Source organism: Actinocrinis puniceicyclus (assembly GCF_018283645.1).
Lineage (GTDB): Bacteria > Actinomycetota > Actinomycetes > Streptomycetales > Catenulisporaceae > Actinocrinis > Actinocrinis puniceicyclus.
This window is the reverse complement of sequence record NZ_JAGSXH010000007.1, coordinates 80,859-100,633: the sequence shown is the minus strand read 5'-3', so window position 1 is coordinate 100,633 and position 19,775 is coordinate 80,859. Positions and strand designations below refer to the sequence as shown.

14 protein-coding genes are annotated in these 19,775 nt (G+C 69.3%); 10 read left to right on the top strand and 4 right to left on the bottom strand.

The genetic code is table 11. The features are described from left to right. From KGA66_RS03795 to hutH, 3 genes are all read right to left on the bottom strand, one after another. Positions 1 to 2,209, bottom strand: a 2,209-nt coding sequence (locus tag KGA66_RS03795; RefSeq protein ID WP_211464508.1) for a (Fe-S)-binding protein, incomplete at its 3' end; no start/stop codon positions are given. 164 nt (positions 2,210 to 2,373) lie between these two features. Further along, positions 2,374 to 3,243, bottom strand: a complete 870-nt coding sequence (locus KGA66_RS03790) for a MurR/RpiR family transcriptional regulator (RefSeq protein ID WP_211464506.1) — start codon at positions 3,241 to 3,243, stop codon at positions 2,374 to 2,376. 146 nt (positions 3,244 to 3,389) lie between these two features. After that, positions 3,390 to 4,952: a histidine ammonia-lyase gene (gene hutH / locus KGA66_RS03785; RefSeq protein ID WP_211464504.1), complete on the bottom strand. Its 1,563-nt coding sequence runs from the start codon at positions 4,950 to 4,952 to the stop codon at positions 3,390 to 3,392. A gap of 201 nt (positions 4,953 to 5,153) precedes the next feature. Between hutH and hutU the strand changes: the two genes are divergently transcribed. The 10 genes from hutU (at position 5,154) to KGA66_RS03735 (ending at position 18,406) form a co-directional block, all read left to right on the top strand. Next, positions 5,154 to 6,845, top strand: coding sequence for a urocanate hydratase (gene hutU / locus KGA66_RS03780; protein ID WP_211464502.1), 1,692 nt, complete (start codon positions 5,154 to 5,156; stop codon positions 6,843 to 6,845). After that, positions 6,842 to 8,131, top strand: a complete 1,290-nt coding sequence (locus KGA66_RS03775; RefSeq protein WP_211464500.1) for an allantoate amidohydrolase — start codon at positions 6,842 to 6,844, stop codon at positions 8,129 to 8,131. Before hutU ends, KGA66_RS03775 begins: the two co-directional genes overlap by 4 nt. Positions 8,132 to 8,144: 13 nt before the next feature. Further along, positions 8,145 to 9,575 (top strand): formimidoylglutamate deiminase, encoded by a 1,431-nt coding sequence (locus KGA66_RS03770; protein WP_211464498.1) that lies wholly within the window; start codon positions 8,145 to 8,147, stop codon positions 9,573 to 9,575. Then, entirely contained in the window at positions 9,544 to 10,800 is a 1,257-nt protein-coding gene (gene hutI, locus KGA66_RS03765; protein ID WP_211464496.1) for an imidazolonepropionase, read from the top strand. Before KGA66_RS03770 ends, hutI begins: the two co-directional genes overlap by 32 nt. A 143-nt stretch (positions 10,801 to 10,943) precedes the next feature. Continuing rightward, positions 10,944 to 12,812, top strand: a complete 1,869-nt coding sequence (gene dnaK / locus KGA66_RS03760; protein ID WP_211464494.1) for a molecular chaperone DnaK — start codon at positions 10,944 to 10,946, stop codon at positions 12,810 to 12,812. A gap of 169 nt (positions 12,813 to 12,981) precedes the next feature. Continuing rightward, a complete protein-coding gene (grpE, locus tag KGA66_RS03755; protein WP_312886724.1) occupies positions 12,982 to 13,629 on the top strand; it encodes a nucleotide exchange factor GrpE in 648 nt (215 codons plus the stop codon). Between the two features lie 71 nt (positions 13,630 to 13,700). Further along, on the top strand, positions 13,701 to 14,855 hold the full coding sequence (gene dnaJ / locus KGA66_RS03750; RefSeq protein ID WP_211464493.1) for a molecular chaperone DnaJ: 1,155 nt from the start codon (positions 13,701 to 13,703) through the stop codon (positions 14,853 to 14,855). A gap of 1 nt (position 14,856) precedes the next feature. Further along, positions 14,857 to 15,348, top strand: coding sequence for a heat shock protein transcriptional repressor HspR (locus KGA66_RS03745; RefSeq protein WP_211464491.1), 492 nt, complete (start codon positions 14,857 to 14,859; stop codon positions 15,346 to 15,348). Between the two features lie 71 nt (positions 15,349 to 15,419). Next, the gene (gene clpB, locus KGA66_RS03740) at positions 15,420 to 18,002 is read left to right on the top strand and encodes an ATP-dependent chaperone ClpB (protein ID WP_211464489.1); all 2,583 of its coding nucleotides are present in this window, start codon (positions 15,420 to 15,422) and stop codon (positions 18,000 to 18,002) included. 59 nt (positions 18,003 to 18,061) lie between these two features. Next, the gene (locus KGA66_RS03735) at positions 18,062 to 18,406 is read left to right on the top strand and encodes a hypothetical protein (RefSeq protein ID WP_211464487.1); all 345 of its coding nucleotides are present in this window, start codon (positions 18,062 to 18,064) and stop codon (positions 18,404 to 18,406) included. A gap of 24 nt (positions 18,407 to 18,430) precedes the next feature. Here the strand turns inward: KGA66_RS03735 and KGA66_RS03730 are convergent, their stop codons facing one another. Further along, a complete protein-coding gene (locus tag KGA66_RS03730) occupies positions 18,431 to 19,600 on the bottom strand; it encodes a pyridoxal phosphate-dependent aminotransferase (protein WP_211464522.1) in 1,170 nt (389 codons plus the stop codon). Positions 19,601 to 19,775: the final 175 nt, after the last annotated feature.

The following is a 19,775-nucleotide window of genomic DNA, read 5'->3' as shown; positions in this document are numbered from 1 at the left end:
GGTGAGCGGGGTGAGCGGGGTGGTTCGGCCGCTTCACCGAACGCAGCAGAAGCTGCGAGACGTCGACCACTTCCATAGACTCGGGGACCTCGCCCGCCTGCTTGCGCGCGGTGATCGAGTCGCCGAGCATCACCAGGCAGTACGGGCAGGCCGTGGAGATCACGTCAGGGTTCGTGGACAGCGCCTCGTCCACGCGCTCGGTGTTGATCCGCCTGCCGATCCGCTCTTCCATCCACATGCGCGCGCCGCCCGCGCCGCAGCAGAAGCCGCGCTCCTTGCAGCGGTGCATTTCGGTGTTGCGCAGCCCGGGAACCTTGGCGATGATCTCGCGCGGCGGCGTGTAGACCTTGTTGTGCCGGCCGAGATAGCAGGGATCATGGTAGGTGATGTTCTGGTCGACCGGCGTGACCGCGGTCAGCCGGCCCTCGCTGACGAGGCGGTCGAGCAGCTGAGTGTGATGGACGACCTCGAACATGCCGTCGAGCTGCGGGTACTCGTTGGCCAGCGAGTTGAAGCAGTGCGGGCAGGTGGCCACGATCTTCTTGACGGGCGCGCCGCCGAACGCCTCGTTGAGTACTTCGATGTTCTGCCGCGCGAGCATCTGGAACAGGAACTCGTTGCCCAGGCGGCGAGCCGGATCTCCGGTGCAGCTCTCGCCGCCGCCCAGAACGGCGAACTTCACGCCCGCGATGTGCAGCAGTTCGGCGAACGCCTTGGTGGTCTTCCTGGCCCGATCCTCCAGTGCGCCGGCGCAGCCCACCCAGTACAGGTACTCGGTGTCGCGGAGGTCTTCGATGCTCTCGCCGAGGACCGGGACCTCGAAGTCGACCTCGCTGATCCACTCCAGCCGCGCCCTGGCCGGCACGCCCCAGGGGTTGCCTTTGTTCTCCAGGTTCTTGAGCATCGTGCCGGCCTCGGACGGGAACGAGGAGTCGATCATCACCTGGTAGCGCCGCAGGTCGACGATGTGGTCGACGTGTTCGATGTCGACCGGGCACTGTTCGACACACGCGCCGCAGGTCGTGCACGACCACAGCGCCTCGGCTGAGATGACGGCGTTGCCCTCCGGCGAGCCGACGAGCGGCCGCTGCGCCTCGGCGAGCGCGGAGGCCGGAACCGCGGCGAGCCGGTCCGGGCTGGCGGCCTGCTCGCCTGGCGCGTTCTCGGCGCCGCCGGCCAGCAAGTAAGGGGCCTTGGCGTGGGCATGGTCGCGCAGCGAGAGCACGAGGAGTTTCGGCGAGAGCGGCTTGCCGGTGTTCCAGGCCGGGCACTGCTCCTGGCAGCGTCCGCATTCGGTGCAGGTGGAGAAGTCCAGCAGGCCCTTCCAGGTGAAGTCCTCGACCTTGCCGACGCCGAAGACGTCGTCCTCCTTCGGGTCCTCGAAGTCGACCACCTCGCCGTGCGAGAGCATCGGGTTGAGGGCGCCGAGCGCCGTGCCGCCGTCCCGCTTCTTCTTGAACCAGATGTTGAAGAAGGCGAGGAAGCGGTGCCAGGCGACGCCCATGTTCGCGTTGAGCGAGATGGTGATCATCCAGGCGAGGGAGATCGTGATCTTCAGCGTCGCGACAAGGTAGACCAGGTTCACCAGTGTGCCGGTCGACGCCCCGGTGAAAGGACGGGAGAGCGGATAAGAGAAGAAGAAGTGAGCAGAGAAGCGTCCGCCGTCCTCGAGAGCGTTCTCGATGCCGCGCAATGCCAGGACGCACATGAGCACGCCGAGAATCGTGTACTCGACGTAGTACGCCTGCCACATGACCGAGCCGTAGAAGCGCGATGCGCGCGCGTCGGCCGAACGACTCGGCCGATTGACCAACCGCACTGCCATCAGGCCCAGGATGCCGAGCAGGCCGACAACGCTGAAGAACTCCGTGACGAACTCGTACGGCCACCACCGTCCGATCAGCGGCAGCTGGAAACGCGCGTCGAACAGCTGGCCGAACGCGTTGACCAAGGTGAAGAACAGCAGTCCGAAGGAGACCATGACGGCCCAGTGCGCCACACCGATCCATCGTTTGCCACGACGGGCCAGCCGAGTATGCCCGAGGAACTCGCGCACCGTGTTCCGGGTGCGCGCCGCCGGGTCGCCGGTGCGTCCAGGGGCCGGCTGGCCGGCCGTGATCAGCCGGTACATCCGGCTCAGCACGCGCGCGAACAACGCGAGACCGACCGCGGTCATGCCGAAGGAGATGATGATCGCGGCGATGTGCATGGTCCGCCCGTGCTCCTGTGTGGGTGCGTGATCTGTTGAGGGTACGGAGATCACAGGGAACTCTACTCGCCGGTAACTTACGTCGCGAACATGCGCCGGCGTGCCGTTGGTCACCCTCTGAGTGACCTCTGAGCCGTGTTTGAGAAGCAGCGCCGGATGAGGGCCTAGCTGTAAAACGCGTGGGTCTCGCTGAGCGACTCATACGCTTCGAGCCGGGCCTGAGTGCGCTCCGGCGCCGCGTCTGCGATCGCCTGAACCAGGAGCGACGCGAGTACGATCGGCGCCGCGTGCGAGTCGAACACCAGCCGCGAACCGACCGCGGCCGGCAATAGCACGTCGGCCGAGCCGGCGAACGGGACCAGCGGATTGTCCGTGACCAGCAGGATCTTCAGGCCCAGCGCGCGGGCGTGCTGGATCGCCGTCAGCGCCTCCCGGGCGTAGCGCGGCAGGACGAAGGCCACCAGCCACCGTGCGCCCGCCTGACGGGCCTGGAGCAGTGCGTCGTCCGCAGCGGTGCCCGCCGAGCCGACGAGCCGTACGTCCGGATGCACCCGTTGCGCGCTGTACGCGAAGTAATGCGCGACCGGCTGGGAGAGCCGCAGGCCCAGCACGGCCAGCGGAGTGGAGTCGGCCAGCAGCCGGCCGGTCTCGATCAGGCGGTCCGGGACGGCGGCGAGGCGTTGCAGGGCGGCGAGATTGGCCTGCTCGGCGGCGATCGCGGCCTGGAACTCGTTGCGGCGCACCTCTTCCGGAGACTCGCCCACCGAACCGAGCACGATGCCCTTGAGCGCGTCACGCAGCGCCGGATACCCGGAGAACCCGAGCGCGGCCGCAAAGCGGGTAACCGAAGGCTGGCTCACTCCCACCCGCTCGGCCAGGTCGACGCTGGACATGAACACCACCTCGGCCAGGTGGTCGATGAGGAACTGGCCGATGCGACGCTGTGCGGGCGAGAGGCGGCGGCCGTCGAGCAGGCCGAGCACCTGCTCGGTGGAACTGGCCGGCGCGTCGAGGAAGCCGGTCGGGTCGGGCATCACCGCTCCCACATCCGTCACCTCCGCCCACAACCGGCTCGTTGCGTGTGCGTTTACCGGACTGCGCCCGTCGCACCGCCACTCGAGTCTTGCCCTAGATCAGGAATTGGAAGGATAAGCCAGTTTCGCTCTTGTACGCTTTCTGTTTATCGCAGCGCACCGACAGCCTCTTCGACCGCTGCTAGCACGGCGCCGTCGCGTACCGCATCCTCGGCTGCCCTCAGTTCGATCGAAAGGTACCGATCCGGGCCCGGCCCTCCTACGCCTCGCTGCCTGAGCACCGCGATCGCAGCGGCGGTTCCGCAGGCCGGCTTGAGCGGAGCGCGCAGCTCAAGTGCGCGGGCGGCGGTCACCAGCTCGATCGTCAGGATGCGGGCGAGATTGTCCAGGGCGGTGCGCAGCTTGCGGGCCGCCGACCAGCCCATGGACACGTGGTCCTCCTGCATGGCGGAGGACGGGATCGAGTCCACGCTCGCCGGGTTCGCCAGCCGCTTGTTGTCGCAGACCAGTGCGGCCTGGGTGTATTGGGCGATCATCAGGCCGGAGTCGACGCCGGGGTCGTCGGCGAGGAAGGGCGGCAGGCCGTGCGAACGGGCCACGTCGAGCATCCGGTCCGTGCGCCGTTCGGCGATGGAGCCGACCTCGGCGGCGGCGATGGCGAGGAAGTCGAGCACGAACGCGACCGGGGCACCGTGGAAATTGCCGTTGGATTCGACCCGGTCCTCGTCCGGCAACACCACGGGGTTGTCGACGACCGACGCGAGTTCACGTTCTGCGACAAGCGTCGCGTACGCGAGCGTGTCACGGGCAGCGCCGGCTACCTGTGGGGCACAGCGTAGTGAATACGCATCCTGCACGCGGTTGCAGTCAGGACCGCGATGTGACGCGACCACGCCCGAGTCTCTAAGCAGCGTGAGCAGGTTCGCGGCGGAAGCGGCTTGACCGGGGTGCGGACGGATCGCCTGCAGTTCAGGCAGGAACACGCGATCCGTGCCGAGTTGCGCTTCGACGCTCATCGCCGCGGTCAGGTCGGCGAGCTTGAGCAGCCGGGTGAAGTCACGTAGCGCCAGGACGAGCATGCCCAGCATGCCGTCGGTGCCGTTGATCAGCGCCAGGCCCTCCTTCGGCTCCAGCACGAGCGGCGCGATCCCGCACTCGGCGAGGACCGGGCCCGCCTCGGCCGGCTTGCCGTCCCCGCCGATCACCTCGCCCTCGCCCATGAGCACCAGCGCGACGTGCGCGAGCGGGGCGAGATCGCCAGAACAGCCGAGTGAGCCGTATTCCCGCACGGCCGGAGTTACGCCGTGGTTGAGCAGCGCGGCCATGGTCTCGGCGACCACGGGGCGCACGCCGGTGTAGCCAGTGGCGAGAGTCTTCAGGCGCAGCAGCATCAGCGCGCGGACGACCTCGGGCTCGACCAGGTCCCCCATTCCGGCCGCGTGTGAGCGGATCAGCGAACGTTGGAGCGCGGCGCGCGATGCGGGGTCGATGTGCCGCGTGGCCAGCGCGCCGAATCCGGTGGAGATCCCGTAGGAGGGAGTCGGGGCGGCGGCGAGCTTGTCCACGGTGGCGCGACCCCGGCCGAGCGCGTCGAGGGCGGCGGGAGTCAGCTCGACCCGCGCACCCCGGCGGGCGACCGCCTCGATCTCGGCGAAGCTGAGGTCTGTGAAGCTGCCGGGCCCGGGACCGAGGTGGACGGTGCTGGTCATGGCTGCTCCTGTGTGTGACGGCGATGACATCTTGAATGGGATCATACGGTTGGCCGCAGCATTGAATGATTGCATAACATGTCTCGGGGTTCACGGGCCCCGGCTGCGGGCACGAGTACTGCGAACAGCTTTCGGCAGCCTCTGCGAGCAGTCCCGACAATCGTCAAGCTCCGAATTGCGGCAAGAGAGGGAACCTCGCGCATGACCGGTCCGCGTACGGTGCGCGCCCCGCGCGGCACCAGCCTCAACACCCTCGGCTGGCCCCAGGAGGCCGCGTATCGGATGCTTCAGAACAACCTCGACCCCGAGGTCGCCGAGCACCCCGAGGAACTGGTGGTCTACGGCGGCACCGGCAAGGCGGCACGGAACTGGGCTTCGTTCGACGCGCTGCTGCGGACTCTGACCACCCTGCGGGACGACGAGACGATGCTGGTGCAGTCGGGCAAGCCGGTCGGCGTCATGCGGACGCACGAATGGGCACCTCGCGTGCTGCTGGCCAACTCGAACCTGGTCGGCGACTGGGCGACGTGGGACGAGTTCCGCCGACTCGACGCGCTCGGCCTGATCATGTACGGCCAGATGACCGCGGGTTCGTGGATCTACATCGGAACACAGGGCATCCTGCAAGGTACGTACGAGACGTTCGCCGCGGTGGCCGCGAAACGATTCGGCGGTTCACTCGCGGGGACGATCACGCTCACGGCCGGTCTCGGCGGAATGGGCGGCGCCCAGCCGCTGGCCGTCACGATGAACGACGGCGTCGTGATCTGCATCGACTGCGACCCCCGAGCGATCAGCCGCCGGATGGAGCACCGGTACCTCGACGTGAAGGCGGATTCGCTCGATCACGCACTTCAGTTGGCAGTAGAGGCTCGTGACGCGCGTCGTCCTCTGTCGATCGGCGTGCTGGGGAACGCCGCCGCACTCGTACCGGAACTGTTGGCGCGTAACGCACCTATCGACATCGTCACGGACCAGACGTCCGCGCATGATCCGCTGATGTACCTGCCGCTGGGTGTCGAGTTCGAGGACATGAAGTCCTTCGCGGCGGACAAGCCCGAGGACTTCGCGCAACGGGCACGCGAGTCGATGGCGAAGCACGTGGAGGCGATGGTCGGCTTCCAGGACGCGGGAGCGGAGGTCTTCGACTACGGCAACTCGATCCGCGGCGAGGCCAAGCTGGCCGGTTACCGCCGCGCCTTCGACTTCGCCGGCTTCGTGCCCAAGTACATCAGACCATTGTTCTGCGAGGGCAGGGGGCCGTTCCGCTGGGCGGCTCTGTCCGGCGACCCGGCGGACATCGCGGTGACCGACCGCGCGGTGCTGGACCTGTTCCCTTCCCAGGAGAATCAGCAGTACGAGTCACTGGCGCGGTGGATCCGGATGGCCGGCGAGCGGGTGCACTACCAGGGCCTGCCCGCGCGCATCTGCTGGCTCGGCTACGGCGAACGCCATCTGGCCGGGCTGCGGTTCAACGAACTGGTCGCCTCCGGTCGGATCCAGGCCCCGATCGTGATCGGCCGCGACCACCTTGACTGCGGCTCGGTCGCCTCGCCCTACCGGGAGACCGAGGCGATGCTCGACGGATCGGACGCCATCGCGGACTGGCCGCTGCTCAACGCGATGGTCAACGTGGCCTCGGGCGCCTCGTGGGTGTCGATCCACCACGGCGGCGGGGTCGGCATGGGCCGCTCGATCCACGCCGGCCAGGTATCGGTCGCCGACGGCACGCCGCTGGCCGCCGCGAAGCTGGAACGCGTGCTGACGAACGATCCGGCCATGGGCGTGATCCGCCACGTCGATGCCGGCTATGACCGCGCGGTCGAGGTCGCCGAGGAACGATCCGTGACCATTCCGATGCTGACACCCGGTCCGCTTCGGGAAGGCGCGTGAACGAGGCCGCGGAGGCGACCGGGTTCGCGCAGTTGTGGTCCTCGCTCGCGGACATCGGCCGAGACCCGTCGACCGGCGGCTATCGGCGCTTCGCGTGGACCCCGTCGGACCTGGCCTGCCGGGACTGGTTTTCCGCGCAGGCCGCCGATCGCGGGCTCACCGTCGAGACGGACCGCAACGGAAACCAGTGGGCCTGGTGGCTGCCCGGGTCCGACGAACCCGGCGGCGGATGCGCGGAGCCGGCGGCGCGCGGCGCGCTGGCGGTCGGCTCGCATCTCGACTCCGTTCCGGACGGCGGCGCCTTCGACGGCCCGCTGGGCGTCATCAGCGCACTGTCCGCGGTGGACCTGCTGCGTGCGCGCGGCTGGAAGCCGCACCGGCCGGTCGTGATCGCCAACTTCACCGATGAGGAAGGAGCCCGCTTCGGCGTGGCCTGCGCCGGCTCTCGCCTGATGACCGGGCAACTGGACGCGGCGAGGGCCCGCGCGCTGCGCGACGCGGACGGTGTGCGGATGGCCGACGCGATGGAAGCCGCAGGACAGGATCCTGACGCTCTCGGCCGGGACGACGCGCGGCTGGGCGCGATCGGCCGGTTCGTGGAGTTGCACATCGAGCAGGGCAGAGACCTGATCGACCGGGGCGCCCCGCTCGGCGTGGCGGGTTCGATCTGGCCGCACGGCCGATGGCGCTTCGACTTCACCGGTGAGGCGAACCACGCCGGAACCACCGCGCTCGACGACCGGCGCGATCCGATGCTCACCTACGCGCACACCGTGCTATCCGCGCGCAAGAAGGCGCGGCTCGGCGGCGCGCTGGCAACTTTCGGCAAAGTCAGTGTCGAACCGAACGGCACCAACGCGATCGCGTCCCGGGTCACCGCCTGGCTGGACAGCCGCGCCGCAGATGAGAAGGCGCTGGACGCCGTGGTCGAGCGGATCGAGGCGGCCGGCCGTGAACGCTGCGAACGCGACGGCACAACCCTGACGGTTGTCAACGAGTCACGTACCGCTATCGTCGAGTTCAACCATACGTTGCGCGAGACGATCCGCGACACGCTGGCCGAGCGTTTCGGTCCGATTCCGCAACTGTCTACCGGCGCCGGGCACGACGCGGGCATCCTTGCCGCCGAGCTGCCGACCGCGATGCTGTTCGTGCGCAATCCCAGTGGGCTGTCCCACACGCCCGCCGAGCACGCGGAGACGGCGGACTGTCTCACCGGGGTCGCGGCACTGGCCGAGGTCGTCGCGCGGCTCGCCGGGGCGCCGGGCGCGGGATCGGGGGTTTGAGGCGGTGCTGGGGATGGACGACACGCGGGCACGGCACACGGAAACCGTGAGCACGGGAACTACGGTCGCGGACGCAAGGCGATGGCACGCCGAGGCCGCTTACGTCGCGGGCATGGTCGAGACCGATGTCCTGATCGAGACGCGAGGCGATCGCATCACCGCCGTCGCTCTGGGCGTCCCCGCGCCCGCGGACGCGGTGCGGCTGGCCGGGCTGACTCTCCCAGGCCTGGCGAACGCGCACTCGCACGCCTTCCATAGGGCGTTGCGCGGCCGCACACAGATAGGCGAGGGCACGTTCTGGACCTGGCGCGAGCAGATGTACCAGGCGATGGCCGGGCTGAATCCGGACTCGTACTTCGCGCTCGCGGTCGGCGTGTTCGCCGAGATGGCGCTGGCGGGGATCACCTCGGTAGGCGAGTTCCACTACGCACATCACGACCACGGCGGCGCCCAGTATGCCGACCCGAATGCGATGGGCCACGCTTTGATCCACGCCGCGCGCGCCGCCGGCTTGCGGATCACGCTGCTGGACACCTGTTACCTGACCGGCGGTATTCACGCGCGGTCGGGTAGGGCAGCGCTCAACACCACGCAGCAGCGCTTCTCCGACGGCGATGCGGACAAGTGGGCGCGGCGGGTGGAGAGTCTGCGCGCCGCGTACGCAGACGAAACAGACGTCATCATCGGCGCTGCGATCCACTCGGTGCGCGCGGTACCCAAGGATCAACTCGGCACAGTCGCCGCCGCGGCCGCGAAGTTCGACGCGCCGCTGCACGTGCACCTCTCCGAGCAGCGGGCCGAAAACGAGGCGTGCCTCGCGCGCTACCGGCTCACACCCGCGCAACTGCTCGAGTCCTCCGGCGCGCTGGGACCGAGGACGACGGCCGTTCACGCCACCCATCTGTCACAGGCCGACATCGAGGTGCTCGGCGACTCGGCGACGCGCGTGTGCATGTGCCCGACCACGGAACGCGATCTGGCCGACGGCGTGGGTGCGGCGCGCACGATGTTCGAGGCCGGATCCCCTATCGCGCTCGGCTCGGACAGCCAGGCCGTCATCGACCTTTTCGAGGAGGCGCGGGCGATGGAGTTGGACGAACGGCTGCGCACCGAGCGGCGCGGCCACTGGCCCAGCACGGATCTGCTCGACGCGGCGACCCTGGCCGGTCAGCGCTCGCTGGGCTGGGACGGCGCCGGGCGGTTGCACGCCGGGGCACTGGCCGACTTCACCACGGTGGGACTCGACTCGATCCGGCTGACCGGTACCAGCGTGGACGTGGCCGCCGAATCGGTCATCTACGCGGCCACGGCGGCGGACGTGCGGCACGTCGTCGTGGGCGGACGGGTCATCGTGCGGGACGGTATCCACAGGCTTGTGGACGATCCGGCCCGGCGGCTGGGCACGGCTATCAATGCTCTGTACCGGGGAAACACGCGTGTCTGATACGGCCGTTGTCACCGGGATCGGCGAATTGGCCACGGGCCGTCCACAGCCTGTGGAAAACAGTTCCCTGGAAGCGAGGCGCCCACGGGGAGCACTGTCAGTACTGCGCGATGCCGCGTTCGTGGTGCAGGACGGGCACGTCGCGTGGGTGGGTCCGGCGGCGCGGGCGCCTGCCGCGGACACCCTGATCGACCTCGGCGGGCGGGCGGTGGTCCCGGGCTTCGTGGACAGTCACGCGCACCTGGTGTTCGCCGGAGAGCGAGCTGCCGAGTTCGAGGCACGCATGACCGGGTCGCCTTACACGGCGGGTGGAATCCGCACGACGGTCGCCGCGACACGCGCCGCCGACGATCAGCGGCTGCGGGCGAACGTGCGCAGCCTCGTCGCCGAAATGGCCCGCCAGGGCACCACCACCGTCGAATGCAAGACAGGATACGGACTCACCGTCGAGGACGAGGTGCGCGCGATCCGCATCGCGCGCGAGGAATGCGACGTGGCCACTTTCCTGGGCGCGCACGTCGTGCCGACGGAGTTCTCCGGGCGGGGCGACGAGTACGTCGACCTGGTGCGCGGGCCGATGCTCGAAGCCTGCGCACCCCACGCCGACTACGTGGACGTGTTCTGCGAGCGTGGCGCTTTCTCCGAGGCGCAGTCGCGTCTGATCCTCGATGCGGCGGTATCCCGCGGCCTCCCGGTCAGGCTTCATGCCAACCAGCTCGGGCGCGGCCCGGGAGTACAGCTCGCCGTCGAGTACGGCGCCGCGTCCGCCGACCACTGCACCTACCTCACCGACGACGACGTCGCGGCGCTCGCCAGATCATCGACGGTGGCGACGCTCCTACCGGGAGTTGAATTCTCGACCCGCTCGCCCTACCCGGACGCGCGGCGCCTGATCGACGCGGGCGCTGTCGTCGCCCTCGCCACCGACTGCAACCCGGGCTCCTGCTACACCTCGTCGATGCCGTTCTGCATCGCCCTCGCGGTACGCGAGATGCGCATGTCGCCCGCGGAGGCGCTGCTCGCCGCGACGCTCGGCGGAGCAAGCGCCCTCGGCCGAACGGATGTCGGCCACCTCACGGTCGGCGCCCGGGCGGACTTCGCGGTCCTGGACGCGCCGTCATACCTGCACCTGTCTTACCGACCCGGCGTGCCGCTCGTGGCCGGCACGTTCAAGCGGGGACTGCTCGTCGCCGAGGGGAAAGCACAGGTCAAGCTCGGGGAATAGCGCAGCCGCCGGCGAAGTTGAGTCCAACAGCCTCAACCCTTATGGTTGAGTCGACTGGACTCAAGCGGGCCGCCGCGGCGCGGCTCGGCCGCTGAGCCCGGCCCCAGGCAGAAGCAGCGACGAGCAACCCTAAGGAAGCCACGATGGCACGTCCGGTCGGCATCGACCTTGGAACGACCAACTCGGTCGTCTCCGTCCTCGAAGGTGGCGAGCCCACCGTCATCACCAACGCCGAGGGCGCCCGGACCACCCCGTCGGTGGTCGCGTTCGCCCGCAACGCCGAGGTGCTGGTCGGCGAGGTGGCCAAGCGGCAGGCGGTGACCAACGTCGACCGCACCATCCGCTCCGTCAAGCGGCACATGGGCACCGACTGGAAGATCCAGATCGACGACAAGACCTTCACCGCACAGCAGATCAGCGCCTTCATCCTGCAGAAGCTCAAGCGCGACGCGGAGGCGTACCTGGGCGAGAAGGTGACCGACGCCGTCATCACCGTCCCGGCCTACTTCTCCGACGCCGAGCGCCAGGCGACCAAGGAGGCCGGCGAGATCGCGGGCTTCAAGGTCCTGCGCATCATCAACGAGCCGACCTCCGCGGCGCTGGCCTACGGGCTGGACAAGGGCGAGGGCGACCAGATGATCCTCGTCTTCGACCTCGGCGGCGGCACCTTCGACGTCTCACTGCTGGAAGTCGGCAAGGACGAGGACGGCTTCTCCACCATCGAGGTCAAGGCCACCAACGGCGACAACCACCTCGGGGGCGACGACTGGGACCAGTCGGTGGTCAACTTCCTGGTCAACCAGTTCAAGAACGCGCACGGCGTGGACCTGTCCAAGGACAAGATGGCCATGCAGCGTCTGCGCGAGGCGGGCGAGAAGGCCAAGATCGAACTGTCCTCCTCCACCGAGACCACGGTGAACCTGCCGTACATCACCGCCTCCGCCGAGGGTCCGCTGCACCTGGACGAGCGCATCACTCGCGCCCAGTTCCAGCAGCTGACCGCGGACCTGCTGGAGCGCTGCAAGGCCCCGTTCCACAACGTGATCAAGGACGCGGGCATCTCGGTGCGCGAGATCGACCACGTGGTGCTGGTCGGCGGCTCGACCCGGATGCCGGCCGTGGCCGACCTGGTGCGCGAGCTGACCGGCGGCAAGGAGCCGAACAAGGGCGTCAACCCGGACGAGGTCGTCGCGATCGGCGCCTCGCTGCAGGCCGGCGTGCTCAAGGGCGAGGTCAAGGACGTCCTTCTGCTCGACGTCACCCCGCTGTCCCTCGGCATCGAGACCAAGGGCGGCATCATGACCAAGCTGATCGAGCGCAACACCACGATCCCGACCAAGCGCTCGGAGATCTTCACCACCGCCGAGGACAACCAGCCCTCCGTGCAGATCCAGGTCTACCAGGGCGAGCGCGAGATCGCGGCCTACAACAAGCGGCTGGGCATGTTCGAGCTGACCGGTCTGCCGCCGGCGCCGCGCGGTCTGCCGCAGATCGAGGTCACCTTCGACATCGACGCCAACGGCATCGTGAACGTCTCGGCCAAGGACCTGGGCACCGGCAAGGAGCAGTCGATGGTCATCACCGGCGGCTCCGCGCTGCCCAAGGATGACATCGACCGGATGATGCGCGAGGCCGAGCAGTACGCGGCGGAGGACCACCGCCGCCGTGAGGAGGCCGAGGCGCGCAACCAGGCCGAGGGGCTGGTCTACCAGACCGAGAAGTTCATGCGGGACAACGCGGACAAGGTCCCGGCGGACGTCAAGGGCGAGGTCGAATCGGCCATCGCGGACACCAAGAGCGCACTGGGCGGCACCGACGTCGAGGCGATCAAGAGCGCCGCGGAGAAGCTGGCCACCACCAGCCAGAAGCTGGGCACCGCCCTGTACGAACAAGCGCAGCAGGCGCAGGCCGCGCAGTCCTCGACCGGCGGTGGCGCCGAGTCGGGCGGCGCGCAGCAGGAGTCCGACGACGTGGTCGACGCCGAGATCGTCGACGAGGGCAAGAACGGCTGAAAGCAGCCTTGTCGAACACGGACGGGCGCGCGCCGCGGGGTTCCCCTCGGCGCGCCGCGCGAACCGCGTTCCACGGGACGGGATCGCGGGCCGGGTGTGCGGCGACGGCCCGCACCCGCCCCGGCCCGACCCGGCCCCCGATCGATCGACTCCAGGAGAAGAGAAGAAAGTGAGCGACGACCTCTACCACCCCGGCCGCGACGCCGGCGAGGACGCCCGCCAGTACGGCGAGGACGAGGGTTTCGAGGCCGCCCCGCAGGTCGAGGGCGAGGAGTTCGCCGAGCGGGTGAACGAGGCGATCGGCGGCGAGCACGGCGACCCGGCCGCGAATCTCGCGGTGGCCGAACTGCTGGCCAAACTGGCCGAGCGCACCAACGAACTGCAAAGCGCGCAGGCCGAGCTCGGCGAGCGCACCGCCGACCTGCAACGCCTTCAGGCCGAGTACGTGAACTACCGGCGCCGGGTGGAGCGGGACCGGACCGCGGTCGCCGAGATGGCCCTGGGCAAAGTGCTCACCGGGCTGCTGCCGGTGCTCGACGACATCGGCCGCGCCCGCGAGCACGGCGAGTTGGAGGGCGGATTCCGGCAGGTGGCCGAGTCGCTCGAGAACTCGCTGGCCAAGCTCGGGCTCGAACAGTTCGGCGCGACCGGCGAGCTGTTCGACCCCAACGTGCACGAGGCGCTCATGCACACGGTGTCCCCGGACGTCGAGGAGGACACCTGCGTGGAGATCCTGCAGCCCGGGTACCGCCTCGGTGACAGGATCCTGCGGGTGGCCCGGGTCACCGTGGCCCAGCCCGGAGAGCCGGACGAGTAGCCGGTCGGCGTCCACGCCGCCCGGCAGCACAGCGATCTTCGAGCACCGCAAGGAGCAGAGGCGAACCTGAGATGAGCACCAAGGACTACTTGGAGAAGGACTACTACAAGGTGCTCGGCGTCCCCAAGGACGCTCCCGCGGCCGATATCAAGAAGGCGTACCGAAAGCTGGCCCGCCAATACCACCCGGACGCGAACAAGGGCGACGCCGCCGCCGAGGAGAAGTTCAAGGAGATCTCCGAGGCGTACGACGTGCTGTCCGACGACAAGCGGCGCAAGGAGTACGACGAGGCCAGGTCCCTGTTCGGCGGCGGGTTCCGCGGCAACAACCCGGCCGGCGGGTTTCCGTTCGACCTGGGCGACCTGCTCGGCAACACCGGCGGCGGCGCGGGCGGGCTCGGCGACATCCTCGGCGGCATCTTCAACCGCGGCCGGACCGGCACGACCCAGACCACCCCGGGCCGGCGCGGCGCGGACGTCGAGACCGAGGCCACGATCACGTTCATGCAGTCGATCGACGGCGTGACCATCCCACTGCGGATGACCAGTGAACACCCGTGCAGGGCGTGTGCGGGCACCGGTGCGAAGACCGGCACGACCCCGCGGGTGTGCCCGAACTGTTCAGGAACCGGGCAGGTCAGCCGCAACCAGGGCGGCTTCGCGTTCTCGGAACCCTGCCGGGAGTGCAAGGGCCGCGGCCTGGTAGTGGACGAGCCGTGCCCGACCTGCCACGGCTCGGGCCGCGCCGCCTCGACCCGGACCCTCCAGGCGCGCATTCCGTCGGGCGTGCGCGACGGAATGCGGATCAGGCTGAAAGGCAAGGGCGCTCCCGGTGAGCGCGGCGGACCGGCGGGAGATCTGTACGTGGTGGTGCACGTGAGGCCGCACCGGATTTTCGGCAGGGACGGCGACAACCTGACCGTCACCGTCCCGGTCACCTACCCCGAGGCGGTCCTCGGGGCGGACATCAAGGTCCCGGTGCTCGGCGGGATGCCGGTCACGGTGAAACTCCCGGCGGGCAGCGCCAACGGGCGCACGCTGCGGGTGCGCGGCAAGGGCGCTCCGCGCAAGGACGCCACCCGAGGTGACCTGCTGGTCACCTTCGAGGTGGCCGTGCCGACCAAGCTGAGCGAGGCCGCGAGCGCGGCCCTGGAGAAGTACCGCGACGCTACCGCCGATCACGACGTGCGAGGCGAACTGCTGGAAGCGGCGAAGGGAGAGGGCTGAAATGTTGCGGGACGACGCGCACCCCGGCGGCCTGCCGGCGGGCAACGAGGCGATCTACGTGATCTCGGTCGCGGCCGAGCTCTCCGGCCTGCACCCGCAGACGCTGCGGCAATACGACCGACTCGGGCTGGTCAGCCCCGATCGCGCGCCCGGCCGCGGGCGGCGCTATTCGGCGCGGGACATCGAGCGGCTGCGCGAAGTGCAGCGGCTCTCCCAGGACGAGGGTGTCAACCTGGCCGGCATCAAGCGGATCCGCGAGCTTCAGGACCAGGTCGACGCGCTCAGCGCCCGGGTAGCCGAACTGGAGGAGAGCCTGGCGATGGCCCGCGCGACATCCATCCCGCTGGCCGTGCCGGCGCAGCAGCCGGACCTGGCCGCCGGAACACACGCGGCATCCGCCGGCAGCCCGGCATACCGGCCGGATCTGCTTCCGGCGCTGCCGGCCTTCGGCACGTCCACGGCGCTCGTCGTCTGGAAGCCGCAGCAGCGCTGAGAGTGCCGATCAAGGTGCCTATTGACGGGAAGACCGCGGCAGCATAGGGACTACGGGACCAGGAGCACGTGATGGAGCCTTACAAGCTGACGACTCGATCGCAGGAGGCGCTTTCCGTAGCCGTCCGTTCGGCGGCTGCGGCGGGCAACCCCCACGTGGAGACCGCGCACCTGCTCCTTGCCCTGCTGTCGCAGCAGGACGGGACAGCCAGGCCGCTGCTGGAGGCCGTCCACGCCGACCGCGCCCGGCTGACCACCGAGGCCCAGCGCCTGGTCGACTCACTGCCGAAGGCGGCCGGCTCGACCGTGGCCGCGCCCGAACTGGCGCGCGCCGCGATCACCGCACTGAACCAAGCCGCCGACGAGGCGCGCCGCCTCGACGACGAATATGTCTCGACCGAGCACATCCTCACCGGCCTGGCTGCGGGCAGCGACCGGACGGCGACGCTACTACGCGACGCCGGCGCGACGCAGCAGGCCCTGCGCGAGGCGTTCACCAAGGTGCGCGGAAACGCCCGGGTCACCTCCCCCGATCCGGAGGCCACGTTCCAGGCCCTGGAGAGGTACAGCCTCGACCTCACCGCGGCCGCCCGGGAGGGCAAGCTGGACCCGGTGATCGGTCGGGACACCGAGATCCGGCGTGTGGTTCAGGTGCTCTCGCGGCGCACGAAGAACAACCCGGTGCTGATCGGCGAGCCCGGCGTCGGGAAGACGGCGGTCGTCGAGGGGCTGGCACAGCGGATCGTGGCCGGCGATGTGCCCGAATCCCTGCGCGGCAAGCGGCTGGTCTCGCTGGATCTCGGCGCGATGGTGGCCGGGGCCAAGTACCGCGGCGAGTTCGAGGAACGGCTCAAGGCCGTACTCGGGGAGATCCGCGACTCCGGCGGCCAGGTGATCACCTTCATCGACGAGTTGCACACGGTCGTCGGGGCGGGCGCGACCGGCGAGTCCGCGATGGACGCCGGCAACATGCTCAAGCCCATGCTCGCGCGCGGCGAACTGCGGATGGTCGGCGCCACCACGCTGGACGAGTACCGGGAGCACATCGAGAAGGACCCCGCGCTGGAGCGACGCTTCCAGCAGGTTCTGGTCGGCGAACCTTCCGCCGAGGACACGGTGGCGATCCTGCGCGGGCTCAAGGGCCGCTACGAGGCGCACCACCAGGTGCAGATCTCGGACGCGGCACTGGTCGCGGCGGCCACTTTGTCGGAGCGGTACATCACCGCTCGCTTCCTGCCGGACAAGGCGATCGACCTGATCGACGAGGCGGCCTCCCGGCTGCGCATGGAGATCGACTCGCGCCCGGTGGAGATCGACGAGTTGCAGCGGGCCGTGGACCGGCTGCGCATGGAAGAGCTGGCGCTGGCCAAGGAGTCGGATCCCGCCTCGAAAGAGCGTTTCGATCGCATCCGACGGGAACTGGCGGACCGCCAGGAGCAGCTGAGCGCCCTCAATGCGCGCTGGGAGCAGGAGAAGTCCGGACTCAATCGGGTCGGCGAACTCAAGAAGCGGCTGGACGACCTGCGCGGGCAGGCGGATCGGGCGCAGCGCGACGGCGATTTCGAGGCCGCATCGCGGCTCATGTACGCCGAGATCCCGGCGGCCGAGCGGGAGCTCGCCGAGGCGTCGCAGGCCGCGAACTCGCGCGAGACCATGGTCAAGGAGGAGGTTGGTCCCGACGACGTGGCCGAGGTGGTGGCCGCGTGGACGGGTATTCCGGCCGGCCGGCTGCTCGAGGGTGAGACCGCGAAGCTGCTGCGGATGGAACAGGAACTGGGCAAGCGGCTGATCGGCCAGCTCGACGCGGTACGCGCGGTGTCGGATGCGGTACGCCGAGCACGCGCCGGGATCTCTGACCCGGATCGCCCGACCGGATCATTCCTGTTCCTCGGCCCGACCGGCGTCGGCAAGACCGAGCTGGCGAAGTCGCTGGCGGATTTTCTGTTCGACGACGAACACGCGATGGTTCGCGTCGACATGTCCGAGTACGGCGAAAAACACACCGTCGCGCGCCTGGTGGGCGCCCCGCCCGGATACGTGGGCTACGAAGAGGGCGGCCAACTGACCGAGGCGGTGCGGCGGCGGCCGTACACGGTGGTGCTCCTGGACGAGGTGGAGAAGGCGCACCCTGAGGTCTTCGACATCCTGCTCCAGGTTCTCGATGACGGCAGGCTCACCGACGGCCAGGGCCGAACCGTCGACTTCCGCAACACCATCCTGATCCTGACCTCGAATCTGGGCTCGCAGTTCCTGGTGGACCCGGCGCTGGCCGAGGAGAAGAAGCGCGACCTGGTGATGAACCTGGTGCGCGTGACCTTCAAGCCGGAGTTCCTCAACCGGCTCGACGACATCGTGCTCTTCGACGCGCTCGGCACCGAGGAACTCGGCCAGATCGTCGAGCAGCAGGTCACCCGGCTTCAGCGCCGGCTGGCTGACCGGCGCCTGACGCTCGACGTGACCGCGGCGGCGCGGGACTGGCTGGTGCTGACCGGCTATGACCCGGCTTACGGCGCCCGGCCGCTGCGCCGCCTGGTGCAGTCGGCGATCGGCGACAAGCTGGCGAAGGCGATCCTCTCGGGCCAGGTTCGCGATGGGACCACCGTGCGCGTCGACGTGGCAGACGCGGACGACGGACTGTCGATCGCCGCGGCCTGAAGACACCCGGCCGCGGGACTCTCGTCCCCTCGCGCCCCGGTGTGGGCGAGGGGATAGTGATGAGTATGTATGGACACCGACAAGCAGCCGGACCGCAGGGCTCGCAAGCGCGGGCGGCCATCGCGGCCTTCGTCGTCTCCGCGCTCGTCGTGGGTACCGTCGTCGCCCGAATCGCGGGTTACAAGATCGGTGGCGAAACGATCGTACGGTGCCGCGACGGCCACTACTTCACGACGATCTGGATCCCCGGGGCGTCGCTGAAGGCGGTGCGCCTGGGCATGGCGCGCTGGCAGCGCTGCCCGGTCGGCAAGCACTGGACGCTCGTCTCGCCCGTCCGCGACGCGGACTTGACCGACGCCGACCGGCACTTCGCCGAGCAGCATCACGACGTGCGCGTACCGTGACCGCGGCGCGTTGACCCGGCGCCCTCACGCCCGTTCGGCCAACACCGCCAGACGCTCCAAGGCCTCGTCGAGCACTTCGGTCTTCTTGCAGAAGGTGAAGCGGACGAAGGCGGCGCCCGCGTCCTTGTCGTCGTAGAAGACCGCGTTGGGGATCGCGACCACGCCGCAGCGCTCGGGCAGCGCCCGGCAGAAGGCGAGACCGTCCTGCACTCCGAGCGGACGGATGTCGGTAGTGATGAAGTACGTGCCCTCGGTCACGCTCACGCCGAACCCGATGCGCGCGAGTCCCTCCGCGAGAAGGTCTCGGCGAGCGCGCAGGCTCTCGCGCAGTTCGCAGTAGTAGTCGCCGGGCAGTCGCAGCGCCTCGGCCACCGCGTACTGGAACGGCCCGCCGCTGACGTATGTGAGGAACTGCTTGGCGGTGCGCACCGCGGCGACCAATTGCGCCGGAGCGGTCACCCAGCCGATCTTCCATCCGGTGAAGGAGAAGGTCTTGCCTGCGGACGAGATGCAGACCGTGCGCTCGCGCATTCCCGGCAGCGTCGCCATCGGGATGTGCGAGCCTTCGAACACCAGATGCTCGTAGACCTCGTCGGTGATCACGATCAGGTCGTGCTCGATCGCCAGCAGCGCGATCCGGCGCAGTTCGGCGTCGTTGAGCACCATTCCGGTCGGGTTGTGCGGCGAGTTGATCAGGAGCACCTTGGTGCGGCTGGAGATGGCGGCGGCGAGAGCGTCGAGATCGGGATGCCAGCGCGGCTGCGATCCGGTCGGTGGGCGCAGTGTGGCGGGGACGCGGACTCCCCCCGCCATCGCGATGCAGGCCGCGTACGAGTCGTAGTAGGGCTCGAACGCGATCACTTCGTCGCCGGGGTCGACGAGGCCCAGCAGCGCGGCCGCGATCGCCTCGGTCGCGCCGGCTGTGACCAGTACCTCCGTGTCCGGGTCGTAGTCGAGCCGGTACCAGTCGGCCTGGTGGTCCGTGATCGCGCGGCGCAGCTGCGGAATGCCGGGTCCGGGCGGGTACTGGTTGCCGCGGCCTTCCAGGATCGCGCGGGCGGCCGCTTCGGCGATGGACGCGGGTCCGTCGGTGTCCGGGAAGCCCTGCCCGAGGTTGATGGAGCCGGTGGCCACGGCGAGTGCGGACATCTCGGCGAAGATCGTGGTGCCGAGTCCGTGTAGCCGCGAAGCCAGGACGGGACGGCGCGGGCCTTGCCGCGGGGACGCGGCAGCCGCGCTTTCGCCGCCCGTCGCGGCCGTTTCGCGATCGGCGGCTGACCTTTTCGGGTGCTCTGTCTCCGGCGTGGCGTGATGACCCACACGTCCTCCACTCGTTAACCCGAACGGGTCGTTCGTCTCACGTGCGACC

What these genes read in the sequence shown, in the direction of transcription:
- KGA66_RS03735 (WP_211464487.1), top strand. Translation starts at nt 18,062, where the DNA reads ATGAGTATGTATGGACACCGACAAGCAGCCGGACCGCAGGGCTCGCAA.
- KGA66_RS03745 (WP_211464491.1), top strand. Translation starts at nt 14,857, where the DNA reads ATGTTGCGGGACGACGCGCACCCCGGCGGCCTGCCGGCGGGCAACGAG.
- hutI (WP_211464496.1), top strand. Translation starts at nt 9,544, where the DNA reads ATGCTCTGTACCGGGGAAACACGCGTGTCTGATACGGCCGTTGTCACC.
- clpB (WP_211464489.1), top strand. Translation starts at nt 15,420, where the DNA reads ATGGAGCCTTACAAGCTGACGACTCGATCGCAGGAGGCGCTTTCCGTA.
- dnaJ (WP_211464493.1), top strand. Translation starts at nt 13,701, where the DNA reads ATGAGCACCAAGGACTACTTGGAGAAGGACTACTACAAGGTGCTCGGC.
- KGA66_RS03790 (WP_211464506.1), bottom strand. Translation starts at nt 3,243, where the DNA reads ATGCCCGACCCGACCGGCTTCCTCGACGCGCCGGCCAGTTCCACCGAG.
- hutU (WP_211464502.1), top strand. Translation starts at nt 5,154, where the DNA reads ATGACCGGTCCGCGTACGGTGCGCGCCCCGCGCGGCACCAGCCTCAAC.
- hutH (WP_211464504.1), bottom strand. Translation starts at nt 4,952, where the DNA reads ATGACCAGCACCGTCCACCTCGGTCCCGGGCCCGGCAGCTTCACAGAC.
- KGA66_RS03770 (WP_211464498.1), top strand. Translation starts at nt 8,145, where the DNA reads ATGGACGACACGCGGGCACGGCACACGGAAACCGTGAGCACGGGAACT.
- dnaK (WP_211464494.1), top strand. Translation starts at nt 10,944, where the DNA reads ATGGCACGTCCGGTCGGCATCGACCTTGGAACGACCAACTCGGTCGTC.